The 22,437-nt window shown below is 70.8% G+C and carries 17 protein-coding genes; 7 read left to right on the top strand and 10 right to left on the bottom strand.

Going from position 1 to position 22,437, the window contains the following annotated elements; genetic code table 11:
* Nucleotides 1-43: 43 nt before the first annotated feature.
* Nucleotides 44-1,957 carry a sialidase family protein gene (locus ABZ079_RS21720; RefSeq protein ID WP_356941065.1) on the top strand — a complete coding sequence of 638 codons (1,914 nt, stop codon included), beginning with the start codon at nucleotides 44-46 and terminating at the stop codon, nucleotides 1,955-1,957.
* Here the strand turns inward: ABZ079_RS21720 and ABZ079_RS21715 are convergent.
* On the bottom strand, nucleotides 1,907-2,950 hold the full coding sequence (locus ABZ079_RS21715) for a bile acid:sodium symporter family protein (RefSeq protein ID WP_356941064.1): 1,044 nt from the start codon (nucleotides 2,948-2,950) through the stop codon (nucleotides 1,907-1,909). The genes ABZ079_RS21720 and ABZ079_RS21715 overlap by 51 nt on opposite strands.
* A 164-nt stretch (nucleotides 2,951-3,114) precedes the next feature.
* Between ABZ079_RS21715 and ABZ079_RS21710 the strand changes: the two genes are divergently transcribed.
* A complete protein-coding gene (locus ABZ079_RS21710; protein WP_356941063.1) occupies nucleotides 3,115-3,984 on the top strand; it encodes a LysR substrate-binding domain-containing protein in 870 nt (289 codons plus the stop codon).
* A 185-nt stretch (nucleotides 3,985-4,169) separates the two neighbouring features.
* Here ABZ079_RS21710 and ABZ079_RS21705 read toward each other — a convergent pair whose 3' ends face one another.
* Nucleotides 4,170-5,138: an Lrp/AsnC family transcriptional regulator gene (locus tag ABZ079_RS21705; protein ID WP_356941062.1), complete on the bottom strand. Its 969-nt coding sequence runs from the start codon at nucleotides 5,136-5,138 to the stop codon at nucleotides 4,170-4,172.
* A gap of 508 nt (nucleotides 5,139-5,646) precedes the next feature.
* Between ABZ079_RS21705 and ABZ079_RS21700 the strand changes: the two genes are divergently transcribed.
* Complete coding sequence (locus ABZ079_RS21700; RefSeq protein ID WP_356941061.1) at nucleotides 5,647-7,473, top strand: AMP-dependent synthetase/ligase; 1,827 nt, start codon at nucleotides 5,647-5,649, stop codon at nucleotides 7,471-7,473.
* Nucleotides 7,474-7,668: 195 nt separating this feature from the next.
* Nucleotides 7,669-8,505, top strand: coding sequence for an aldo/keto reductase (locus tag ABZ079_RS21695; protein WP_356941060.1), 837 nt, complete (start codon nucleotides 7,669-7,671; stop codon nucleotides 8,503-8,505).
* Nucleotides 8,506-8,566: 61 nt separating this feature from the next.
* Here the strand turns inward: ABZ079_RS21695 and ABZ079_RS21690 are convergent, their stop codons facing one another.
* Nucleotides 8,567-9,178, bottom strand: a complete 612-nt coding sequence (locus tag ABZ079_RS21690; protein ID WP_356941059.1) for a hypothetical protein — start codon at nucleotides 9,176-9,178, stop codon at nucleotides 8,567-8,569.
* Between the two features lie 203 nt (nucleotides 9,179-9,381).
* On the opposite strand from ABZ079_RS21690, the gene ABZ079_RS21685 reads away from it, so the two are divergent.
* Entirely contained in the window at nucleotides 9,382-10,089 is a 708-nt protein-coding gene (locus tag ABZ079_RS21685) for a glycoside hydrolase family 75 protein (protein ID WP_356941058.1), read from the top strand.
* A 627-nt stretch (nucleotides 10,090-10,716) separates the two neighbouring features.
* On the opposite strand, the gene ABZ079_RS21680 is transcribed toward ABZ079_RS21685, so the two are convergent.
* The 3 genes from ABZ079_RS21680 to ABZ079_RS21670 all read right to left on the bottom strand — a co-directional run bounded on the left by ABZ079_RS21680 (nucleotide 10,717) and on the right by ABZ079_RS21670 (nucleotide 15,035).
* Nucleotides 10,717-11,607: a methyltransferase gene (locus tag ABZ079_RS21680; protein WP_356941057.1), complete on the bottom strand. Its 891-nt coding sequence runs from the start codon at nucleotides 11,605-11,607 to the stop codon at nucleotides 10,717-10,719.
* A 196-nt stretch (nucleotides 11,608-11,803) separates the two neighbouring features.
* Nucleotides 11,804-13,528, bottom strand: a complete 1,725-nt coding sequence (locus ABZ079_RS21675; RefSeq protein ID WP_356941056.1) for a glycoside hydrolase family 6 protein — start codon at nucleotides 13,526-13,528, stop codon at nucleotides 11,804-11,806.
* A 31-nt stretch (nucleotides 13,529-13,559) separates the two neighbouring features.
* Nucleotides 13,560-15,035, bottom strand: a complete 1,476-nt coding sequence (locus tag ABZ079_RS21670; protein ID WP_356941055.1) for a cellulose binding domain-containing protein — start codon at nucleotides 15,033-15,035, stop codon at nucleotides 13,560-13,562.
* Between the two features lie 256 nt (nucleotides 15,036-15,291).
* Here ABZ079_RS21670 and ABZ079_RS21665 point away from each other — a divergent pair, with 256 nt between their 5' ends.
* Nucleotides 15,292-18,207 (top strand): glycoside hydrolase family 48 protein, encoded by a 2,916-nt coding sequence (locus tag ABZ079_RS21665; protein WP_356941054.1) that lies wholly within the window; start codon nucleotides 15,292-15,294, stop codon nucleotides 18,205-18,207.
* Between the two features lie 291 nt (nucleotides 18,208-18,498).
* Here ABZ079_RS21665 and ABZ079_RS21660 read toward each other — a convergent pair whose 3' ends face one another.
* From ABZ079_RS21660 to ABZ079_RS21645, 4 genes are all read right to left on the bottom strand, one after another.
* Nucleotides 18,499-19,680 carry an NAD(P)/FAD-dependent oxidoreductase gene (locus ABZ079_RS21660; RefSeq protein ID WP_356941053.1) on the bottom strand — a complete coding sequence of 394 codons (1,182 nt, stop codon included), beginning with the start codon at nucleotides 19,678-19,680 and terminating at the stop codon, nucleotides 18,499-18,501.
* Nucleotides 19,681-19,764: 84 nt separating this feature from the next.
* Nucleotides 19,765-20,052, bottom strand: coding sequence for a hypothetical protein (locus ABZ079_RS21655; RefSeq protein ID WP_356941052.1), 288 nt, complete (start codon nucleotides 20,050-20,052; stop codon nucleotides 19,765-19,767).
* Nucleotides 20,053-20,239: 187 nt separating this feature from the next.
* On the bottom strand, nucleotides 20,240-20,989 hold the full coding sequence (locus ABZ079_RS21650; RefSeq protein WP_356941051.1) for a class I SAM-dependent methyltransferase: 750 nt from the start codon (nucleotides 20,987-20,989) through the stop codon (nucleotides 20,240-20,242).
* 5 nt (nucleotides 20,990-20,994) lie between these two features.
* Nucleotides 20,995-21,300 (bottom strand): 4a-hydroxytetrahydrobiopterin dehydratase, encoded by a 306-nt coding sequence (locus ABZ079_RS21645; protein WP_356941050.1) that lies wholly within the window; start codon nucleotides 21,298-21,300, stop codon nucleotides 20,995-20,997.
* 232 nt (nucleotides 21,301-21,532) lie between these two features.
* Here ABZ079_RS21645 and ABZ079_RS21640 point away from each other — a divergent pair, with 232 nt between their 5' ends.
* The gene (locus ABZ079_RS21640) at nucleotides 21,533-22,366 is read left to right on the top strand and encodes a helix-turn-helix transcriptional regulator (RefSeq protein ID WP_356941049.1); all 834 of its coding nucleotides are present in this window, start codon (nucleotides 21,533-21,535) and stop codon (nucleotides 22,364-22,366) included.
* Nucleotides 22,367-22,437 lie beyond the last annotated feature (71 nt).

The raw sequence follows: 22,437 nt of genomic DNA, 5'->3' as shown, positions 1-22,437 counted from the left end.
TCCGGATGTCCAGTCGTCCGGCCGACGAAGGGCAGGTCGCACCGTGCCGTCAGGTCTTCGCGCGCGTCTCGGGTCCGCACTCGTCACCGCCGCCCTCACGGCGACCGCCCTGCTCGTGTCCTTCACCCCCGCGCCACCGGCCGCGGCCCGACAGGCCTCTGGATCATCCGAGTTCACGCAGCACATCCTTTTCAAGGCCTCGCAGGACCCCGGTTACGCCTGCTTCCGGATCCCGGCGATCGTCCGGTCCGCCGACGGCACGCTGCTGGCCTTCGCCGAGGGCCGGGTTCTCAACTGCGGTGACGCGGCCGACATCGACATCGTGCTCAAGCGCTCCACCGACGGTGGCCGCACCTGGGGCCCGTTGCAGGTGGTCAACGAGGGCGCCGGCGACACCCACGGCAATCCGGCGCCGACAGTGGACCGCGACACCGGCCGGATCTGGCTCGCGGAGACGTACAACACGGGCCGTACGGACAGTGCCGGCTGCTCGGTCCCCTGCGACCGCAGCCCGCATCTGCAGTACAGCGACGACGCCGGCCTGACCTGGTCCGCGCCGCGCGATCTGAGCCCCGAGATCCTGCCCTCCGACTGGAACTCCTGGTACGCGACCGGGCCCGTGCACGGCATCCAGCTCACCCGCGGCCGGCACGCGGGGCGGCTGGTCTTCGGGGTCAACACGGAGACGTGGGACGGCAGTCGGGTCACCGCCGACCACGCGGCGCTCATCGTCAGCGACGACCACGGCGGCCACTGGCGGATCGGCGCCACCGACACCTGGCCCGTCGCCGCCGACGGCACCTTCCGCCAGAAGCCGTCCGAACTCACCCTCGCCGAGCGCGGCGACGGCTCGATCCTGGTCAGCGGCCGGGAGCAGGACGGTACCGACCTCGGCCACCGTACCCAGGCCGTCAGCCGCGACGGCGGCGGCAGCTTCACCGGCCCGTTCCACGACCTGCCCGATCTGTACGCCCCGCAGGTTCAGGGCTCGCTGCTGCGGCTGGGCGACCGCCTCCTGCTGTCCTGCCCCGGCGACCCCGACCGGCGCCGCACGATGATGATCCGGTCCTCCTACGACGGCGGCCGCACCTGGGACGGTGTGGACCGCGGCACGGTCGTCACCACGGACTGGTCCGGTTACTCCGACCTGGTCCGCATCGGCCACGACACGGTGGGGCTGATGTACGAAGGAGGTGCGGTGGACGCACGCGACGAGATCCGCTTCGCCCGCTTCACCGAGGACTGGCTCACGCCCCGCAGGGGCCCCGATCCGCTCACCGCCGATCTGGCCCCGCACGCCCGCCCGGCCGCGGTGCTCGGCGGCGCCGCGGAGACGGACGGGGTCCTCGGGGGCGCGCTGGAGCTCGACGGCCACGACGACGCCGTACGCCTGCCGTACCGTGCCGCACTCCCGCTCGGGACAGGGGACTTCACGGCGTCCCTCTGGTTCCGGTACACGGCCACGAGCGGGGAGCAGCCGCTGCTGTGGATGGGCGGGATCGGCACCGGTCAGCCGCAGGTGTGGGTGCGCGGAGAGCCGGCGAACAACCGTGTACAGGGCCTGATCACCGTGCGCGACGGAGCGGCGGCTCCGCGGACCGTGAACGTGCGCACGGATACCGCGTACAACGACGGGCGGTGGCATCACGTGGTGCTGCGTCGCCACGGGAGTACCACCCGCGCGAGCGAATCCGAGCGTGGGGGAGGCCGGCTGTCGATGTCCGTCGACGGCGCACAGTCCTCCGTCGCCGACCTGCCGGGTTCCGTCAGCCGCAACTCCCCCTTCGGTGTGCACATCGGTCAGCGCATGGACGGCCGCGCCTTCTTCACCGGCGCGATCGACGAGGTGCATGTGTGGGACCGGGCGCTCACCGACGAGGAGCTGTCGGACCCGAAGGCGCTGCGGTCAACGAAGGACACGGTCCTGTGGCTGCCCCTGGACCACGTCAGCGGCTGACTCCCCCGCCGCGTTCGGGGTCTCCTCCGGATCACGGGCCCGGCGCTTGGCGATCACCGCGCACACCATCAGCTGCATCTGGTGGAAGAGCATCAGCGGCAGCACGGCCAGGGAGGCATGGGCGCCGAACAGGACGCTCGCCATGGGCAGCCCCGAGGCGAGGGACTTCTTGGACCCGGCGAACTGGATGGCGATCCGGTCCTCCCGGCCGAAGCCGAGCGCCCTGCCGCCGTACCACGTCAGCACGAGCATCACGGCCAGCAGCACCGCCTCGACGGCGAGCAGCGCGGCCAGCCGGACGGGGCTGACCTGATGCCAGATGCCCTGGGCGACGCCCTCGCTGAAGGCGGTGTAGACGACGAGCAGGATCGAGCCACGGTCGACCAGCCCGAGGACCTTCTTGTGCCGGCCGACGAAGCCGCCGATCCAGCGCCGCAGCAACTGCCCTGCGAGGAACGGCACCAGCAGCTGGAGCACGATCTTCACCAGTGAGTCGGTGGAGAACCCGGCCCCGCTGTTGCCGAGCAGGGCGGCCGCGAGCAGCGGGGTGAGGACTATACCGGCGAGGGAGGAGAAGGAGCCGGCGCAGATCGCGGCAGGCACGTTTCCGCGGGCGATCGAGGTGAACGCGATGGACGACTGGATCGTGGACGGCACCAGGGTCAGGAAGAGCAGGCCCTGGTAGAGGGGCTGGGTCAGCAGGACCGGCACCAGACCGCGCGACGCCAGCCCGAGTACCGGGAAGATGACGAATGTGCAGGTCAGCACGGTGACGTGGAGCCGCCAGTGCTTAAGTCCGTCCACTGCCTCCCGGGTGGACAGCCGGGCACCGTAGAGGAAGAAGAGGAAGGCGATCGCGGCCGTGGAGGCGCCCGAGGCCACGTCGGCTCCTGTGCCCCGGGCCGGGAGAAGCGCCGCGAGACCCACCGTCCCGAGCAGCAGCACGATGTACGGGTCGATCGGCATCCGACTCGGCCGGCGCAGGCGTTTCACGGTGCTCCGTTTGCTGTGCGTGTCTGTGCGTGTCAGTGGCTGTCCTGTGGCTCACGCGCCCGCAGGACCCCTCTCCATCGTGCCCCGCCCACCGCCGATCGGGAATCCCGCACACCACTCTGACTGCCATCGAGTTGCGTGATGACCGCGTAGACTGCGTAGCCGTGTACGACCCGACGCAGCTGCGCACGTTCCTGGCGGTGGCGCAGACGCTCAGCTTCACGCAGGCCGCCCGTCGGCTGGGGCTGCGGCAGTCCACGGTCAGCCAGCATGTACGCCGGCTGGAGGACGCGGCCGGCCGCCAGCTGTTCTCCCGGGACACCCACTCGGTGGAGCTGACCGAGGACGGCGAGGCGATGCTGGGCTTCGCCCGCCGGATCCTGGAGGTGCACGAGCAGGCGACGGCGTTCTTCACCGGCACGCGCGTGCGTGGCCGGCTGCGGTTCGGTGCCTCGGAGGACTTCGTCCTCACCCGGCTGCCGGAGATCCTGGAGGGCTTCCGTTACGACCACCCGGAGGTCGATCTGGAGCTGACGGTGGAACTGTCGGGGACGCTGCACGAGCAGCTGGCCGCCGGCAAGCTCGACCTGGTGCTGGCCAAGCGGCGCCCGGAGGATCCCCGCGGTGAGCTGGTCTGGCGCGACGACCTGGTGTGGATCGGTGCCGAACGGCTGCGCCTGGACGCCGACCGGCCCGTGCCGCTGATCGTGTATCCGCCGCCCGGCATCACCCGGGCCCGCGCGCTGGAGGTCCTCGAGCGGCAGGGCCGGGACTGGCGGATCGTGTGCACGAGCGGCAGCCTCAACGGGCTGATCGCGGCCGCTCGCGCCGGCCTCGGTGTGATGGCGCACTCGCGGCGCCTGATCCCGCCCGGCCTGTTCCGGCTGCCCGACCGGGCCGGTCTGCCCGACCTGGGCAGGATCGACTTCGTCCTCGTCCACGGCCGGCGCCGGGCCGGGGCGGAGGACGCCGCGAACGCGCTGGCTGCGGCGATCCTGGCGGGCGGCGAGCGCCTGCGGCGACGGAGCGGCTGACCCGAAGCGGCTCCCGGCCGCCGCCCACCCTCATCACCCGCGGCACGTCCGCCGCCACCCCCACCGCCATCGGCCCGGGGCGTCGACGAGGCCCGTCAGCCACGCTGCGGCTCAGACACCGGCGGGCAGCGGCCACCGCACCCCCGGTACGGTCTTCCTCCCGCGCCGCCCGGCCGGCGGGGGCCTCAGCGCACCGCGCGGTACGTCAGTTGTTTGACCCTGCGCAGGAAGGGGGTGGCCTCCACGTGCTGGACGCCGTCCAGGTGGCCGAGGGGGCCGCTCAGGTAGGCGTACAGACCGGCGGTGTCGCGGACGACGGCGGTGACGGCGATCTGGGAGGGGCCGGCGGTGGCCGAGGCGAAGGCGATCTCGTCGTGGGTGGCCAGGGTCCGGCCGACGGAGTGCAGGGCACCCGGTGTGGTGGTGATCCACAGGACGGCGGCCTTGGGATAGCCGAGGATCTCGGGGTTGTACTCGACGTCGACGTACACCGCGCCGGAGGCGATCAGGGCGGACAGGCGGCGTTTGACGGCGGACTCGGAACGGCCGGTGGCGCGCTGGAGTTCGGGGTAGGTGGCGCGCCCGTCGCGTTCCAGGGCGGCGAGCAGCGGCGCGTCCCCGGGCTCCAGGCGGGCCGGTCCGGGCTCGGGCAGATCGGGGCGCAGGGCGGCGATCTGGTCGTCGTCGAGCGCCCGGAACTTGCGCAGCCAGCCGACCGGGCCGCCGTAGAAGCGGTGCAGGAGTTGCAGGGCGCGGATCTCGACGACGCTCGGGGTGCGCGGCAGCTTGCCGAGGAGGAGGTCGTCGTGGTCGCCGGGGCTGCGCGGCCGGGTCAGGCAGGCGATCTCGGTGCCGCCGGAGGCCAGCCCGATCCAGTAGGTGTCGGGGCGTTTGGCCAGGGCGTCGGCGATGACGGTGGCGCCGTCGGGTGCGCAGCGCAGGCGGAGCATCCACTGGTCCTGGCCGAGGCGGTCCGCGTCACGGAGGACGACGATCCTGAGGCCGCCCTCGGCGCGCAGGCGCCGGTATCGACGCGCGATGGTCTGGTCGGAGACGCCGAGGACGGCGGCGATCCGGCTGAAGGGGGCCCGGCCGTCGATCTCCAGTGCGGAGAGCAGCTTCAGGTCCAGCTGATCGAGCATGTCGGATTCCATCTTCAGCAAGGTATCCCCCGTTGGATTTCCTCGAGTGTGGCTTTCCCGGGCGTCTGATCGGCCGCCGTGTGGCCATGGTAAGCAGCCATACGCGGCCCGTTGCAGGCGAGTCCTGGTACAGGAGAGTCGAGGAGGTGCGCGCAGGGGGACGCTCACGGCCGTGTGCCCGGACCTTCGTGGGCGCCGCCCGACATGACGGTGAGCGGAGTGCGCGGGTGAGGGCGGTCCCGGGCGAGCGTTGCGGGGCCGCACTCGTCCCACGCCAGGGCGCGACACGGTAAGCAGCACGTACAGATTTGGTGGAGATTACGGTACCGAAACTTACCGATCCGTAAGTATTGTGTCCGGCCCTTCCCCATGTGAGGGCATTTCCCGGCCACGTCGGGGAAAAACGTGAGGTTTGCTCGGTTTCCTACCCCCTCCCGCCCGGTGACCGTGTGGGGTAGCTTTCACCGCGCTGTACCGAGCATCACGGCGTGACCAAGCAGCGAGGATCGGGGAGCGGGGTTTGCGCGAGTTCACCAACCCGCCGGTGGCGTCGGCGCCGCCGGTGGGCGGTCTGGCCGACGTCGTCTTCGAGCATGCCCTGACGGACCCGCTGCATGTCGCCCTCGGCCGCAAGGACGCCTCCGGGCAGTGGCGGGACGTGACCGCAGCCGAGTTCCGCGACGAGGTCCTCGCCCTCGCCAAGGGCCTCCTCGCGCGCGGTATCCGCTTCGGCGACCGCGTCGCCATCATGTCCCGCACCCGCTACGAGTGGACCCTGTTCGACTTCGCCCTGTGGGCCATCGGCGCCCAGGTGGTGCCCGTCTACCCCACGTCCTCGGCCGAACAGTGCTTCTGGATGCTGTACGACGCCGAGGTGTCGGCGGCGATCGTGGAGCACGAGGACCACGCCATGACCATCGCCACCGTCATCGACCGGCTGCCGCAGCTGCGTCAGCTGTGGCAGCTGGACGCGGGCTGTGTGCAGGAGCTGTACGACGCCGGGGCGCATCTGGACGACGAGATGGTGCACCGGCACCGGCAGGCGGTCACCCCGGACTCGGTCGCCACGATCATCTACACCTCCGGCACCACCGGCCGCCCCAAGGGTTGTGTGCTCTCGCACGGCAATTTCATGTTCGAGGCGGACACGGTCATCCAGCGGTGGGAGCCGGTGTTCCACTCCAAGAAGGGCGACGAGGCCTCCACGCTGCTGTTCCTGCCGCTGGCGCATGTCTTCGGGCGGATGGTGGAGGTCGCCGCGATCCGCGGCCGGGTCCGCTTCGGGCACCAGCCGCAGCTGCACGCCGCCGCCCTGCTGCCCGATCTGGCCGCGTTCCGGCCGACCTTCATCCTCGCGGTGCCGTACATCTTCGAGAAGGTGTTCAACGCGGCCCGCCGGAAGGCCGAGAAGGAGGGCAGATCGGGGCCGTTCGAGAAGGCGATCGACATCGCGGTGAAGTACGCGGAGGCCGTGGAGGCGAAGGCATGGGGCATCGGGCCCGGCCCCTCGGCGGGGCTCCGCATGCAGCACCAGCTCTTCGACAAACTCGTCTACTCCAAGGTGCGGGCGGCGATGGGCGGCCGCATACGCAACGCGATGTCCGGGGGGTCCGGGATGGACCGCCGGCTCGGGCTGTTCTTCGCGGGCGCGGGCGTGCAGATCTACGAGGGCTACGGCCTGACCGAGTCGACGGCCGCAGCCACCGCCAACCCGCCCGAGCGCACCCGGTACGGCACGGTCGGCCAGGCCATTCCGGGCGTGACCGTGCACATCGCGGACGACGGGGAGATCTGGCTGCGCGGCGGCAACGTCTTCCAGGGCTACCTCAACAACCAGAAGGCCACCGACGAGACCCTGCACGACGGCTGGCTGGCCACCGGCGACCTGGGCTCCCTGGACGAGGACGGCTATCTGACCATCACCGGCCGCAAGAAGGAGATCCTGGTGACCTCCGGCGGCAAGAGTGTCTCCCCGGGCGCGCTGGAGGAGCGGGTCCGCGAGCACCCGCTGGTCAACCAGTGCATCGTCGTCGGCAACGACCGCCCGTACATCGCCGCCCTGGTCACCCTCGACCAGGAGGCCGTCGAGCACTGGCTGGTGATGCGCGGGAAGCCGGGGATGGCCCCGGCCCAGCTGGTGCACGACGCGGACCTGGAGACGGAGGTGCGGCGTGCGGTGGTCGCCGCCAACACCCTCGTCTCGCAGGCCGAGTCCATCCGCACCTTCCGCATCCTGGCCCAGCCGTTCACCGAGGAACACGGTCTGCTGACACCGTCGTTGAAGCTGAAGCGGAAGGCGATCGAGAAGGCGTACGCGAACGAGGTCGACGCCCTCTACCAGGCCTGACACTCCGCCGGTGCCGGCCTCTGCGTCCATGCCTGACGCCTGCGGCGTTCCCCTGTCGCACCGGGTTCATGAGGGTCCGTGGCGGATAAGGGCAACAGCCGGTCGGGGCCGATTGCGCGGCCAGGAATGCATCGTGGCGTGTGATCGTTGACGATGGGAGTACCACCTGTCGACAACCGAAGGATCAAGAAGCTCGTGAGCAGCAAGGTCCCCCCGATCATCCTCAACAACGGCGTCGAGATGCCCCAGCTGGGCCTCGGCGTATGGCAGGTGCCGGACGACGAGGCCGAGCGGGCCGTCGCCACGGCACTGGAGGCCGGGTACCGCAGCATCGACACAGCGGCGATCTATGGCAACGAAGAGGGCACCGGCAAGGCCATCGCCGCGTCCGGCCTGCCCCGCGAGGACATCTTCGTCACCACCAAGCTCTGGAACAGCGACCAGGGGTACGACTCCACGCTGCGCGCCTTCGACGCATCGCTGGAGAAGCTGGGTCTGGACTACCTCGACCTGTACCTGATCCACTGGCCGCTGCCGTCCCGTGACACGTACATCGACACCTACAAGGCGTTCGAGAAGCTGCTCACCGACGGCCGTGTCCGCGCCATCGGCGTGTCCAACTTCCTTCCCGAGCACCTGCGGCGGCTGACCTCGGAGACCTCGGTCGTCCCGGCGGTCAACCAGATCGAGCTGCACCCGCGTCTTCAGCAGCACGACGCCCGCGGGTTCCACGCGGAGCAGGGCATCGCCACGGAGGCCTGGTCGCCGCTCGGTCAGGGCAAGGGTCTGCTGGAGGTACCGGCGATCGTCGCGATCGCACAGAAGCACGGCCGCACTCCGGCTCAGGTCGTGCTGCGCTGGCACGTCCAGCTCGGCAACGTCGTGATCCCGAAGTCGGTGACGCCGTCCCGGATCAAGGAGAACATCGAGGTCTTCGACTTCAGCCTGGACGACGAGGACCTCGCGGCGATCAGCGCGCTCAACGAGGACCGCCGTCTGGGCCCCGACCCGGCCACCTTCGACATGGGCTGACGCCCGCCCGGGCGGCACCGTGCGCCCCGCCGGCCAGCGGGGCGCACGGCTGTGCGGCCGCTCAGCCGGCCCGCGCGTCCGCGTGCACGACCTCGAACTCCTCCAGACCGACCACCGTCACATGTGCCTTGGCCGCGCCCTCGTGCCGGGCCATCGCCTGGCCGGCGCGGGACGCCGCGAGGGAGCGGCGGTCGGTGAAGAGCGTGCCGACCATCCCGCGCCCGCGCTCCCGGTCCAGGAACAGGGCGGCCCTGGCCAGGCCGGACAGGGTCTCGAGGCGGGGCATCACGGTCGCGTGGAACGTGTCGGCGAACAGGTCCGCGTCCGCGGGGTCGAACTCGACCCGGGTGATGCGCAGTCCGCCGCCGATGGTGGGGCGCGGGAGGGTGTGGAAGACCGCGACCTCGTAGTTCTCGACCGCTACGGTTCCCGCGAACGGCTCCAGCAGCGCGGGCCGCCGCTCGCGCATCACCTCGTCGCTGTTGCGCCTGGCCTCCTCGGACTCCCACCAGCTGACCGTGAGCAGTTTGCCGAGGTCACGGTCGATGAAGACGCCTGCCCCCCGGTAGCCGGGCCGTTCTTCGAGCAGGTCGCGGCCCTCGGAGTTGAGGGCCCGGATCGCCGTGTCGAGTTCGGCCGGATCGCCGGTCGCGTACACCGTGCGTACGAACATGACGCCTCGCCTCCCGGTGCGGTGGCCACGGACAAGGCCCTTCCGGAACATCCCCCGGGATCCAGTCTTGCCCGTGTTGCAAATCACCGCAATACGCGCGCTTTTCACCCCCTGGCACCTCAAGGGTTGACGGGACCATGCGACCGGGTTCACCTTGTAGCACACCCGGTAAGGAAAGTTTCCTAACAGAAGGGTCCCCCACAGTGCGTCTTCGAACACTGACCCTCGCCGCGGCCTCCGGGGCCGCCCTGCTCGCCGCCGGAGCCCTCCCCGCGAACGCGTCCGCGGCCTCCGCGCCGAGGCCAGCGCCCACATCCGCCCAGGAGGGCACGGTCAGCGCGGCCGACCTGCTCGCCAAGGTGACGTCCTGTACGCAGATATCCAACGGCAAGTACAAGACCGACGACGAGACCTCGGCCACGATCCCCGTGTGCGGCAAGAACGGCGCGGTGTTCTGGAAGGCCGACATGGACATCGACTGCGACGGCCAGCGCACCACCAACTGCAACGAGAACCGCGACCCCTGGTACCAGGACGACACCGCCTTCCACCAGTCCGACGGAAAGCCGCTGAAGGCCGAGTCCCTGCCGTACGTCGTGGTCCCGAGTTCCAGCGGCATCTGGAACTACGCCGGCGCCGGCATCAAGGGCGGCGGTGTGGTCGCCGTCATCTACAACAACAAGGTGGAGTACGCCGTCGTCGGCGACACCGGCCCCACGAAGATCATCGGCGAGGCGTCGTACGCCACTGCCAAGGCACTCGGCATCGACCCCGACCCGGCCACCGGCGGTGTCGACTCGGGCGTGACGTACATCCTGTTCAAGAACTCCAAGGTCTCCCCCATCGAGAGCCACAGCGCGGCGGTGACCGTCGGGGACCAGCTGGCCAAGCGGTTCATCGAAAACAACTGAGCGACTCGGGCCACGGGTTCGCGGACGGGGTCCGCCATCACTGTCCGGCCGGGCGCGGGAGATACGGGCTTCCCCTCGCCGTCTCCCGCGCCCGGCGCAGACCGCATGGCACCAACGGGTAAGCGCGATCGGCCAGATCAGAGGCCGCGGCGTGCAAGTCGGCACCGTCCGGAGGGAATCCGAGGGCCAGTAGGGGCCCGTCCCCGACCGCCAGCCGCGCCGCCGGCAGGCCGGGAGCAGCCGTCTCCCCCACCTCGACCGCACCGTCCGGCGCCCCGGCGGCGAGATGGTGACGCACCGGGTGCTCGCCGAATCCTTCGAGGAGTGCGGGACGCGGACGGTACGGGGTGTGCCGGTGAGCGTGCACGCGCGGCCGGGGCGGTGCTGAGGGCGCCGTACGCCGGCGGGCGCCGTACGCTCACGGGCAGGTTCGACGTGTGCCGGCCACTGCCGGACGCCGCGCGCCGGCAGGCGGGTTCGGTGGGCGTCGGCGCCCCCGGGAGGGGCCGGTCGTCGTCGCCGCGCCGGGCCCCGCACCGGCGCCGGGGCGGTGGGCCGAGGGGGGCAGCGGCATCGGGCCGTCCGTTTCCCGGCACACCGCGCCCGCCCGTCGCGTGGGGCGCAGGGCTAGACCGGGCGTACCGCCGTGTGCACCGTGTAGGCGCCCAGGACGAACACGTCCGGCCTGAGGTGCACGCTCGCCGGGTCGGACGGGTCGAGAAGGCGGTCGAGGGTGGCCCGGTCCTCCGGGCCGAGTGCGTCGCCAAGGCCGTCGCGCAGGCGGGACAGGGACGCGGCGACGTAGGCACGGGTCCGGTCGGTCACGGGGGCGGGCAGGTCGAGCAGGAAGCTGCGGGTGCGGGCGTGCTTGAGGCCGGCGGCGGCCAGCAGGGCGGGCCAGTCCTCGATCTCCGCGACGGAGCCGGGCAGGTCGGCCCGCATCCGGGTGAACCACTCCTCCTCCAGCGCGTCCAGCCGTGCCTGGAGTCCGGGGCGGCCGATGCCGATGTCCCGGGGCAGGAAGCGGGAGGGCAGACCGCCTTCGAGGAGGGCCAGGGTGCCGCCGGGTGCCACCCGGGCGGCGAAGGCGGCGAGCGCGGATCGCTGGTCGCCGAGGTGGTGCAGGCTGCGGCTGGCCCACAGCAGGTCGGCCGGATACTCCAACTCGTCCAGAACGCCGGGCAGTTCACCGGTAAGCGTGTCGAAGCGGTCGGCCACTCTTTGCCGTGCCGCGCGGGCGCGGGCGTGCTCCAGCAGCGGCTCGGTGCCGTCGACGGCGACGACCCGGGCGCCCGGGAAGGCCTCGGCGAACAGGCACGAGACGACTCCGGGCCCGCTGCCCGCGTCCACGATCAGGCCCGGCTCGGTCACCTCCTTCGCGAGCCAGGCCATGGCCCGTTCGTAGACGGGGGTGAACAGCTCCGCCTGGGCCTCCAGCAGGGGGCCCAGCTCGTTCCAGTCGATGTCGGTGGTGTCGTGTCCGTGTCCGTGCTTGTGGTGGTGAGGGTGGTGCGCCATGGTGGTCAGCCTCTCGTCGGGATGCGGTCAGGGTGCGACGGCACACCGGACTTGAGCAACCCGAGTTGCCGTTACGGCAAAGAACGACCCGGCGGTGCCGCACGAGCCGGCCCGCATGGACAGGGCTCCCACGGTGGAGCACGCGATCCGCCGGGGTCTGACCGGTGAGGGCCGGCCCCGGCGGAGACTCACCGGGCTACGGCAGCGGCGGGTAGGCGTTCTGCATCAGCTGCTGGAACTGGGCGGAGAACCAGTACCCGGACAGCGGGGCGTTCGGCAGGGCGCCGGACAGGTTGTTGCCGTTGCGGGCGTTGCCCGTGTACGCCGGGTCGCACATGCGGTCGAAGCCCTTGCCCTCGTCGTTAGGGACGGCGCTGCTGGAGCCGTCGGACTCGCCCGGAGGCTTCATCCACACGTAGGCGTCTATCCCGGCGGCCGGGTTTGCCTGCGGGCGCTCGCCGAGGCCGGCGCCGGACTGGTTGCACCAGTTGCCGATGTGGATACGGCGGTCGTAACGGCCGCCGTCGACGTAGGTGTCCACGCTGGTCTTGGCTCCCGGTCCGCTCGGGCGGGCGGCGCCGCCCCAGCCGTTGCGGGAGGTGTCGATCAGCATGCCGATGTTCGCGTTGAAGCCGACCGAGACGAGCTGGCTGCGGAACGCCTGGGCGAAGGACAGCTCGTCGGCGTAGCGGTTCCAGTCGACCCACTTCGACTGACGGACCGTGGTGCCGTTGACGCTGTCGGCGATGGTGAAGTGGTCCTCCTTCAGGGCGCTGTAGTTGGCCGTGTTGGTGATGAAGCCGTGCACGTCGTCGACGGTCGCGCCCTCGCTGGTCGCCGCCTGCTCGAACAGGTTGGCGGAGGGGGCGAAGTTGTCGTCCCAGCCGAGCCAGCCGTGGTGGCCGGCGTCGAGGTAGTTGTAGACGTTCGGGATGGCGCCGAGCTTGGCGAGGGCGTAGCCGACACCCTTCACGTAGTTGCCGTTGGCGAGCATGGTGTCGCAGTTGGGGGTGGCGGTGGCGCGGCTGCCGGTGTTGGTGACGAGGTTGGGCAGCGAGTCGATCTCGATGGTGGTGACGATCCTGAGGGAGGCGTACTTGGGGTCGGACAGGATCGCGGCGATCGGGTCGATGAACTGCGTCTTGTACTTGTCGATCTCCGTCGGGCCGAGTTCGCCGTTGGAGGCCAGCGCCGCGCAGTCCCGGCCCGGAAGGTCGTAGACGACCAGTTGGACGACCTCTTCGTTGCCGCCCTTCTGGGCGAGGGCGGCGTCGAGGTGGTCTCGCAGGCCCATACCGCCGTTCACGCCGTTGATCGCCGCGATGCGGTCGAGCCAGACGCCGGTGGGCTGGCTGGAGATGCGTGAGCCGCCCCGCTCGGCGGCGGCCTTGGCCGACCACTCCGGATTCACATACACCTTGGCCCCGGCATAGGGGTTGTCGACCCGGCTGCCGGTGCCGCCGCCGTTTCCACCGCCTCCGCCGCCTCCCCCGCTGCCACCGCCGTCGACGTTGCAGGTGACGCCGTCGAGGGTGAACGTGGCGGGTACGACGTTGGTGCCGCTGTAGGAGCCGTTGAAGCCGAAGCTGATCGAACTCCCGGTGACCAGCGTGCCGTTGTAGCTCTCATTGGCCGCGGTGACGGCGGTACCGCTCTGGCTGATCTTCGCGTTCCAGCCACTGGTGACCTTCTGGTCGCCGGCGTACGACCACTTCACCGACCAACTCGACTTGGTGGCCGCGTTGTTCGTGACGGTGACGGCGACGGTGAAGCCGGTGTCCCACTGGTTCTGCACCTTGTAGTCGACGGTGCAGGGAACGGCGGTGGTGGCGGCGCCGGCCGGAGCGACGGTGAGCGCCGCCCCGGAGGCCCCGGCGACCAGCGCCAGGGCAGCGAGCAGGGACATTCTGGTACGACTCATGAGCGCGGGTTCCTTCTGTCGTCCGTGGGGTCTACGGGTTGACGGCGCGCAGGTGGTCGCGCAGCCCGATACCGAAGGCGGTGGGCGTGCCGTCGTAGGAGGAGATGAGGGACGGGCCGGAGGAGCAGTCCCAGGTGTTCCAGGTCCAGCCCAGGTAGGACAGGTTCCGGTCGTCGAACCACTTCATGACCCGGTCGGCGAACCCGTGCGAGCAGGTGTTCTCGCCGACCTCCCCGGCGATCAGCGGCACTTGGGCCGCGACCGGGGCGAGGGTGGAGTTCCAGCAGCTCTCGTTCGCGCAGGTGTTGAAGTTGTAGACGTGGTAGGCGGCGGCGAGATTGCCGGCCGGGTCGGTGGGCCGGTACGTCAGCCACTGGCTGAGGTCGTTGGAGTAGGCGACCCCGCCGGCCATGATGACGTTCTTCGCGCCCGCGCCGCGGATGCTGTCCACGAGGTCCTGCATACCGGCGACCTCGTACGAGATCCCGGGGCAGGTGCCACCGTCCCGCCAGCACTTCCAGGCGTCCGCCGTGCCGGCGGTCGCCCGGTCCGGGTAGGGCTCGTTGAACAGGTCGAACACGACCGCCTGGTCGTCCTTGAAGGTGCCTGCCACCGAAGCCCAGAACAAGGGGGCGTACCGCATGTCGGGCATCGGTTTCTGGCAGGTGGCGTGCACGTCGGGGCAGCCGGCCGAGTTGCCGGTGTACTGGCCGTAGGACCAGTGCATTTCGAGGATCGGTGTCATGCCGTGCGCCTCGACGCGGGCCGCCAGCTCCTTGACGGCGTTGATGTAGCCGGTGCCCCCGTACTCGGGCTTGATGTGGGAAAGACCCAGCCAGCACTCCTCGTTGAGCGGGATGCGGACCGCGTTTGCCTTCCAGCCGGCGATCGCCCTGATCGCCTCGTCGTCGACCGGACCGTCCCAGATGCCGTAGCCCTGCACGCACATGAACTCGCCCCCGGAGCGGTTCACACCGAGCAGCCGGTGGGTCCTGCCGTCGGCGTCCACGAGCCTGGTGCCCGACACGTGCAGGGCGGGCGCGGTGCCGTCGGACGGGGGTGGATCGGTCGGCGGGGGTGTCATCGGTTCCGGGTCCACGTCGCACGTCGTGCCGTTGAGCTTGAACACCGTCGGCGCGGTATGGCTCCCCGGCCAGGAGGCCAGGAATCCGGCGCTGACGCTCGTGCCGGTGCCGAGCGAGCCGTTCCAGCCCTCGTTGGCCGCCGTCACGGTGACGCCGGACTGGGACCACTTGGCGTTCCAGCCCTGGGTGACCTCCTGGCCGCCCGCAAGGTCGAAGGTGAGCTTCCAACTGCTCAGCGCGGCCTGGTAATTGGTGATCGTGACGGAGCCCTGAAAGCCGCTGTCCCACTGGCCGGTGACGGCGTACTCCACCGTGCACGCGGGCGTGGCTCCCTGGGCCGTTGCCACCGGGAGGACCGCGCCTCCCAGGAGCACGACCGCACCGGCGGCGGCCAGAAGTACTGAACGCGGGGGGTGTCGCATGAGCGACTCCTTGCAGCTGGGCGCGCGACGGGCGCGCCGACTGAATGGAATCGCTCCCACTGGTGCGAAGGAAGGTAGCGCCAAGTGGCGTGGTTGCCCAGGGGAGTCGCCGACTTTTCCTCAACTCGGCCCGTCGAATCTTTTCGACTCTCCAAGCACCTTGACCACTCACAGGCCCGTCCGCACTATGGGAGCGCTCCCACTGGTTCAGGCCTTGACTTCTCTCCAGCCGCACGCCGCAAGGAGGAACCAGCACATGGATCCCGGACGCAGACGCAGAACCGCGCGGCGGTGGTGGACCGCCGCGCTGGTCACGCTCGCCCTGCCCCTGACGATGCTCGCCACCGGAACGACGACCGCGCACGCCGCGGCCGTTCGGTGCAGCGTCGACTACAAGACCAACGACTGGGGCTCCGGCTTCACCGCCGACCTCACGATCACCAACCGCGGGACGGCCGCGATCGACGGCTGGACGCTCACGTACACCTACTCGGGCAGCCAGAAGCTGACCAACGGCTGGAACGGCATCTGGTCCCAGTCCGGCCAGGCGGTCACCGTGAAGAACGCCTCCCACAACGGCACCATCGCCGCGGGGGCCGCCGTCTCCACCGGCGCCCAGTTCGGTTACAGCGGCACCAACACCGCACCCACCTCCTTCGCGGTCAACGGCACGACCTGTGCCGGCGCGCACCAGCCACCGGTCACCGTGCTGACCAGCCCGAGCACAGGCGCGGTCTACACGCGGGGGGACGCGGTCCCGCTCGCGGCGACCGCGGCGGCGGCCGACAACGCGACGATCAGCAGGGTGGAGTTCTACGACGACACCGCGCTGCTCGGGACGGACACGAGCGCGCCCTACACGCTCTCGGCCTCAAATTTGACCGTGGGCAGTCACTCACTGGTGGCGAAGGCGTACGACAGTCTGGGCGCTTCCGCGGCGTCCACACCGGTCGGCATCACGGTCGCCTCCGGACCGGCCGTGGTCGCCTCACCGGCCCAACTCGGCGTCCAGCAAGGAAGATCGGGCACCTTCACGGTGAAGCTGTCGGCGCAGCCGAGCGCGAACGTGACGGTGAGCGTGGCCCGCACGGACGGAAACACGGGTCTGTCGGTCACCGGCGGCGCGTCGCTGACCTTCACGCCCGCCAACTGGAGCACCGCGCAGCCGGTGACCATCACGGCCGACTCCTCCGGCGCCGGCAGCGCGACCTTCACCGCCTCGGCCACCGGCCACACCAAGGCGACGGTCACGGTGACGGAGCTGGCCGCGTCGAAGGCGTACGACGCCCGCTTCCTGGACCTGTACGGGAAGATCACCAACCCGGCCAACGGCTACTTCTCCCCCGAGGGCATCCCGTACCACTCGGTGGAGACGCTGATCGTCGAGGCCCCCGACCAGGGCCATGAGACGACGTCGGAGGCCTACAGCTATCTCCTCTGGCTGCAGGCGATGTACGGCAAGGTCACCGGTGACTGGTCGAAGTTCAACGGCGCGTGGGGCCTCATGGAGAAGTACATGATCCCCACACACGCCGACCAGCCGACCAACTCCTTCTACGACGCCTCGAAGCCGGCGACGTACGCGCCCGAACTGGACACGCCGAACGAGTATCCGGCGAAGCTGGACACGTCGGTGTCGGTGGGACCGGACCCCATCGCCGGTGAACTGAAGACCGCGTACGGCTCGGACGACGTCTACGGTATGCACTGGATCCAGGACGTGGACAACGTCTACGGCTACGGCAACGAGCCCGGCAGCTGCGAGGCGGGCCCCACGGCGACCGGACCGTCGTACATCAACACCTTCCAGCGCGGCGCCCAGGAGTCGGTCTGGGAGACGATCCCCCAGCCGACCTGCGACGCCTTCAGGTACGGCGGCAAGAACGGCTACCTGGACCTGTTCACCGGCGACTCCTCCTACGCCAAGCAGTGGAGGTACACGAACGCCCCGGACGCGGACGCGCGCGCGGTGCAGGCCGCCTACTGGGCGGACGTGTGGGCGAAGGCGCAGGGCAAGGGCGGTGACGTGTCCGCGACGGTCGCCAAGGCGGCCAAGATGGGCGACTACCTGCGGTACGCGATGTACGACAAGTACTTCAAGAAGATCGGTAACTGTGCCGGTCCGTCGGCCTGCGCGGCCGGCACCGGCAAGGACGCCTCGCACTACCTGCTGTCCTGGTACTACGCCTGGGGCGGTGCCACCGACACCAGCGCGGGCTGGGCCTGGCGCATCGGCTCCAGCCATGCCCACGGCGGCTATCAGAACCCCCTCGCGGCGTACGCGCTCAGCTCCTACGCCGACCTCAAGCCCAGGTCGGCGACGGGAGCGAGCGACTGGGGCAAGTCGCTGCAGCGGCAGCTGGAGTTCTACCAGTGGCTGCAGTCGTCCGAGGGCGCCATCGCGGGCGGCGCGACCAACAGCTGGCAGGGCCGCTACGCCACCCCGCCGTCCGGTACGCCGACCTTCTACGGGATGTACTACGACTGGCAGCCCGTCTACCACGACCCGCCGTCCAACCAGTGGTTCGGGTTCCAGGCGTGGTCCATGGAACGGGTGGCCGAGTACTACCAGCAGACCGGTGACGCCACGGCCGAGGCGATCCTCGGCAAGTGGGTGAAGTGGGCGCTGTCCAAGACCACGATCAACCCGGACGGCACCTACCGGATCCCCTCCACCCTCCAGTGGTCGGGCCGGCCCGACACCTGGAACGCCTCGGGTCCGGGAGCGAACACCGGACTCCACGTCACCGTCGCCGACTACACCGACGACGTCGGCGTGGCGGCCGCGTACGCCAAGACGCTCACGTTCTACGCCGCCAAGTCCGGTGACGCCACGGCGAAGTCCACGGCGAAGGCGCTGCTGGACGGCATGTGGAGCAACCACCGGGACAGCCTGGGCATCGCCGTCCCCGAGACCCGCAGCGACTACAGCCGGTTCGGCGACAGCGTGTACGTGCCGAACGGCTGGACCGGCACCATGCCGAACGGTGACGCGATCGACTCCACCTCGACCTTCTCCTCCCTGCGGTCCTTCTACGAGAACGACCCCGGCTGGTCGAAGATCGAGGCCTACCTCAAGGGCGGCGCCGCGCCCGTCTTCACGTACCACCGGTTCTGGGCCGAGGCGGACATCGCCCTGGCCATGGGCTCGTACGCGGAGCTCCTCGAATAAGCCCCGCCGGACGCTCCGCGTGCAGGGCCTCGTCACCCGACGACGAGGCCACGGGCCGGGCGGTCCCCACCCACGCCGGGGGCCGCCCGGTCGTCACGCCCTTCTCGTCACGCCGTGAGCCGGAGTCCGAGGCCACCGGCTGGTGGGGCAAGTAGGTGACAGTGGCGGGAACGAACCCGTTCGTCTGCCCTCAAGCGGACGCGGCTCGCTCGGGACGCGGGAAGCCGGATGCGGCTCAGGACACGCGTGCCGGACTCACCCAGCCCGCGGTGTGCCGGCCCGGCGGCGCGCTCACCCGGATCGGGGGCCGGCCACGGCCTCGGCGAACAGGCGGCGCCCCGAGCGGACTGAGAGAAGTCCTTGGAGCGCTCGATCGCGCAGCGCGGCAGCCGGAGCGGACCGTAGGTTCCAGACGGCCGTGGCCGCGTGGGTGCGGGCGAGGACATGCAGTGCCTCCGCGCGTCGGGCACGCTTCCACGTCGCGAGCCTTGCCTGGGTGTGCGGGGCCGTGTCACGGAGAAGGGAGCTCAGGGTGACGGCGTCCCGCAGGCCGAGGTTGAGGCCCTGGCCACCGACAGGGCTGCACACATGGGCGGCATCGCCGATGAGGATCACCCGTGCCGAGTCGCCGGGTGAGGCAAGCCGGCAGTGGGTACGGAAGGTGCTCACCCAACGGCAACCGGACCAGGTGACGTTCCACCCCCGGGCCTCCGCTTCGCTGACGATCAGGGCGGGGCTTGGCCCGTCCTGCCACGGCAAGCGGTCTTCCCGGCCTCGTGTGAAGGGGTGGTGCACGACAACGCGCGCCCAGCCGTCCAGATGCATGGGCAGCACCACCAGCAGACCCCGGGGCCCGGAGACCATGTGAATACGGTCGAGGGGCAGCGAGGAAGCCCTCACCTCGAGGTCCGCCAGCGCCCACACTCCCGGGTGTGAGTGACCGCGGAAGGCGACGCCCGTCAGGTGCCTGAGCGTGCTGGAGGCGCCGTCCGCCGCGACCACGTACCGCGCTCGCAGTGCTCCCTGCCGGTCGGTGACGACAGTCACCCCACTCGTGTCCTCGCGCAACGACCTGACGGCTGTGACGCGGTGCACGGCCACCCCGGATCGTTCCGCCTCTTGGCACAGGACGCCCTCCGTCGCGCATTGCGGCACAGTGAGGATGTAGGGATAGGCCGAACGCGACTCGGCGGTCCCGAATCCCCCGAGCCGCCTGCGGGCGGACCATATGTCGACTGCACGCACCCGCCGGCCCACAGGCAGCAGCATGTCGGCAAGCCCACTGGGTGCCAGTGCCTCAAGGGTGCGCGCATGAAGGTCCGTTGCCCGCGACTGCGTCACCGGCCCTGGGCGACGGTCGATCACCGTCACCTCGAGACCCGCGCGTGACAGCAGAACGGCCGCCGTCAGACCGACCGGTCCAGCTCCCACGACCAGAACGTCGCATGCGAAGCCGCGTTCCAAAGTCCTCATCCCCGTCGAACCAACAGGCAGAAGTCGGTGAGCCTGCCGCCGACGTTCTTCACCTCTGGTCGGCGTGCACAGTCACAACCCCGGTCAGAGTCGCAGCAGAGGCACCCAGCGCCCTGCCGACTCGTCATACGCGCTGATGCTTTCCGCCGCAATGTGTGTCAGCGTCACCCACTCGTCGTCCGGTTCCCAAGCGCCGCCACTTGTCGATTGAAAGTAGAAGGGGTTGGGCGCCCATGACACCAGCACCCCGGCATCGGTTACCTCTTCAGCCCACCCCAGGAACTCGCGCCCGTCGGCGAAGGTGAAGCCGATCCTGTCCGCGCGCCGCGCACACTGTTCCAGTGCCTGCCGCAACGCCTCCGTCTCCGCCATGCGCGCATGATATGCAGGTGGTGCGCGCCCCGCGAAGGGCACGGAGGTCTCATCCGTCGCGGAACCCTTTGTGGCCGGTGCGGAATTCGGCGCACCGCAGCGCAGCGGCACCTCGCCGAGGAAGGCGGCGAAGGCTCGCCCGGCGGCCGACCTCGCGGCGGCCCTGCGCACCGGCCACCGGGCGCTCCTAGACGGCCGTCGGCTTGCGGAACGCGCGCAGGCTGAAGGACGGGTCCGCGCGGGGCCGGTCCTGGTCGGGGAGCCGGGCCAGACGCGTGGCGAACTCCTCGGTGCGCGGCTCGTCCGGCGGCAGCAGGGTGAACCAGCCGCGGCGCAGGTCGGCGATGGTGCCGCGGGGGCTGCGGCCCTGTCCGACGCCGCGAAACGAGGTCCGGCCCGAGGGCAGCAGCCCGAGCCGGGTGGCGTGCGCGGTGACCGTGGCGGCTGCGTCCGCGGCGGCGCGGCGCGGGCGGGAGGCGAGGACGGCGTCGATGTCGCTGCCGACGTCGTGCGCGGCGGCCTTGTCGACGGTGGTGACGTAGACCCCGCCGGGCCGCAGCACCCGCGCGCACTCGGCGACGACGGCACGGACCTGCTCGGCGTCGTCCAGCAGGTGCAACAGCCAAACGGTGGTGACCGCGTCGACGCTGCCGGTGCGGAAGGGCAGCCGGCCGCTGTCGGCCCGTACGATCGCGCCGGGCAGCCGGGCCGAGGCCATGCGGACCATGGCGGGGCTGAGGTCGGCGCCGGTCACCCGCAGCCCGGGGCGCGCGGCGGCGAGCCGCCGGGTCACGATCCCGGTGCCGCAGGCGACGTCGAGGAGACGGCCGGGGGTGTCGGGTATCAGGGCGAGGAGGGCCTGCGTGGCCGCCGCGGCGCGGACCTCGCCGCCGCGGGAGGCGTCGTAGCGGCCGGCCTCCTTGTCGTAGTCGAGCACACCGCTCAGTGTGCACCGTGGCTTGGGGCGATGTCCTCCACCCTGCGGGCGAGACCGAAGTCCTTCGCGGTGACGACGCCGCCCGCGCTGTGGGTGTTCACGCTGAGGGACACGGTGTTGTAGCCGAGGGTGAGGTCGGAGTGGTGGTCCAGCTCGTCCTGGATGCCGGCGATGTGCATGACCAGCGCCGCCGCCGCGAAGTGCGAGCCGAGCCGGTAGGCGCGGGTGAGCCGGTCACCCTCCGCCGACCAGCCGGGCAGCTCGGCCAGCCGGTCCTCGATCTCCTTCTGCGACAGCGGTTCGACGGCCATGGCCGGGTCTCCCTTCGTGGCGGTGGGTGTCCCCGCGAGGACGCCTCATGCGGCCCGCCTCCGGAGCAGGCGGGTACCTGCTCAGCCTGCCACGTCGGCGGCGGGCGCACTCCGCCGACGCGTCGGCCGCGTCCACAGGGCCCCGTCAGGACGTCGGCCACGCTCACGGGCCCGGCTCGGTCCCGCGTTCACTCCTCGGTCAGGGGCGCCCGCGTCGATTAGGGTCGTCGGTATGACCAGTGTCGCGTCCGGTCCTTCCGTAACCGCGTCCGCCACCGCCGCCGGCAGGGGAGTCGGCCCACACCTGCGCGCCTGGCGGGAGCGGCGCCGGGTCTCCCAGCTGGAACTGGCGGTGCGTGCCGACTCCTCCGCCCGGCACATCAGCTTCATCGAGACCGGCCGGTCCCGGCCGAGCGAGGAGATGGTGCTGCGGCTCGCCGAGCATCTGGACGTGCCGGTCCGCGAGCGCAACGCCCTGTTGCTGGCGGCCGGTTACGCCCCGCACTACCCGGAGACCCCGCTGGACGACCCGGCACTGGGCGCACTGCGCGACGGCATGGAACGCCTCATCCGGGGCTACGAGCCCTATCCCGCGCTGGTGGTCGACGCCGGTTACACGGTCCTCGCGGCGAACCGGGGCATCGCGATGCTGCTGGAGGGCGTGCCGGAGGAGCTGATGACACCGGCGCCGAACGCGATGCGGCTGACCCTGCACCCGCGGGGCCTGGCGCCGCGCATCCGGAATCTGCGGGAGTGGCGCGGGCATCTGCTGGCGCAGATGGAGCGGGAGATCGCCCTGCACCGCTCCGACCGGCTCCGTGCCCTGTACGAGGAGGTGTCGGCCTACCCGGTGCCCGAGGACGCGTCCGGTGAGGAACCGGCCGAGCCCGTCGCGTACTTCGCGCTGCCGCTGCGGATCGAGCACGACGGCCGGGTCCTGTCCTTCGTGTCGTCGATCTCCACGTTCAACACACCGATGGACGTCACGGTCGCCGAACTCGCCATCGAGACGTTCCTGCCGGCGGACCCGCTGACCACCAAGTACCTGCAAGCGCTGGCCGGTTGACCTCCGTACCCGCGAGCACGCCGAGGTCGGGTCCCTCGACCCCGTGTGCGAGGAGGCGTCCCGTGACAGAC

This window comes from Streptomyces sp. NPDC006314 (assembly GCF_040613075.1).
Classification (GTDB): domain Bacteria; phylum Actinomycetota; class Actinomycetes; order Streptomycetales; family Streptomycetaceae; genus Streptomyces.
This window is presented reverse-complemented; position numbering and strand designations above follow the sequence as displayed.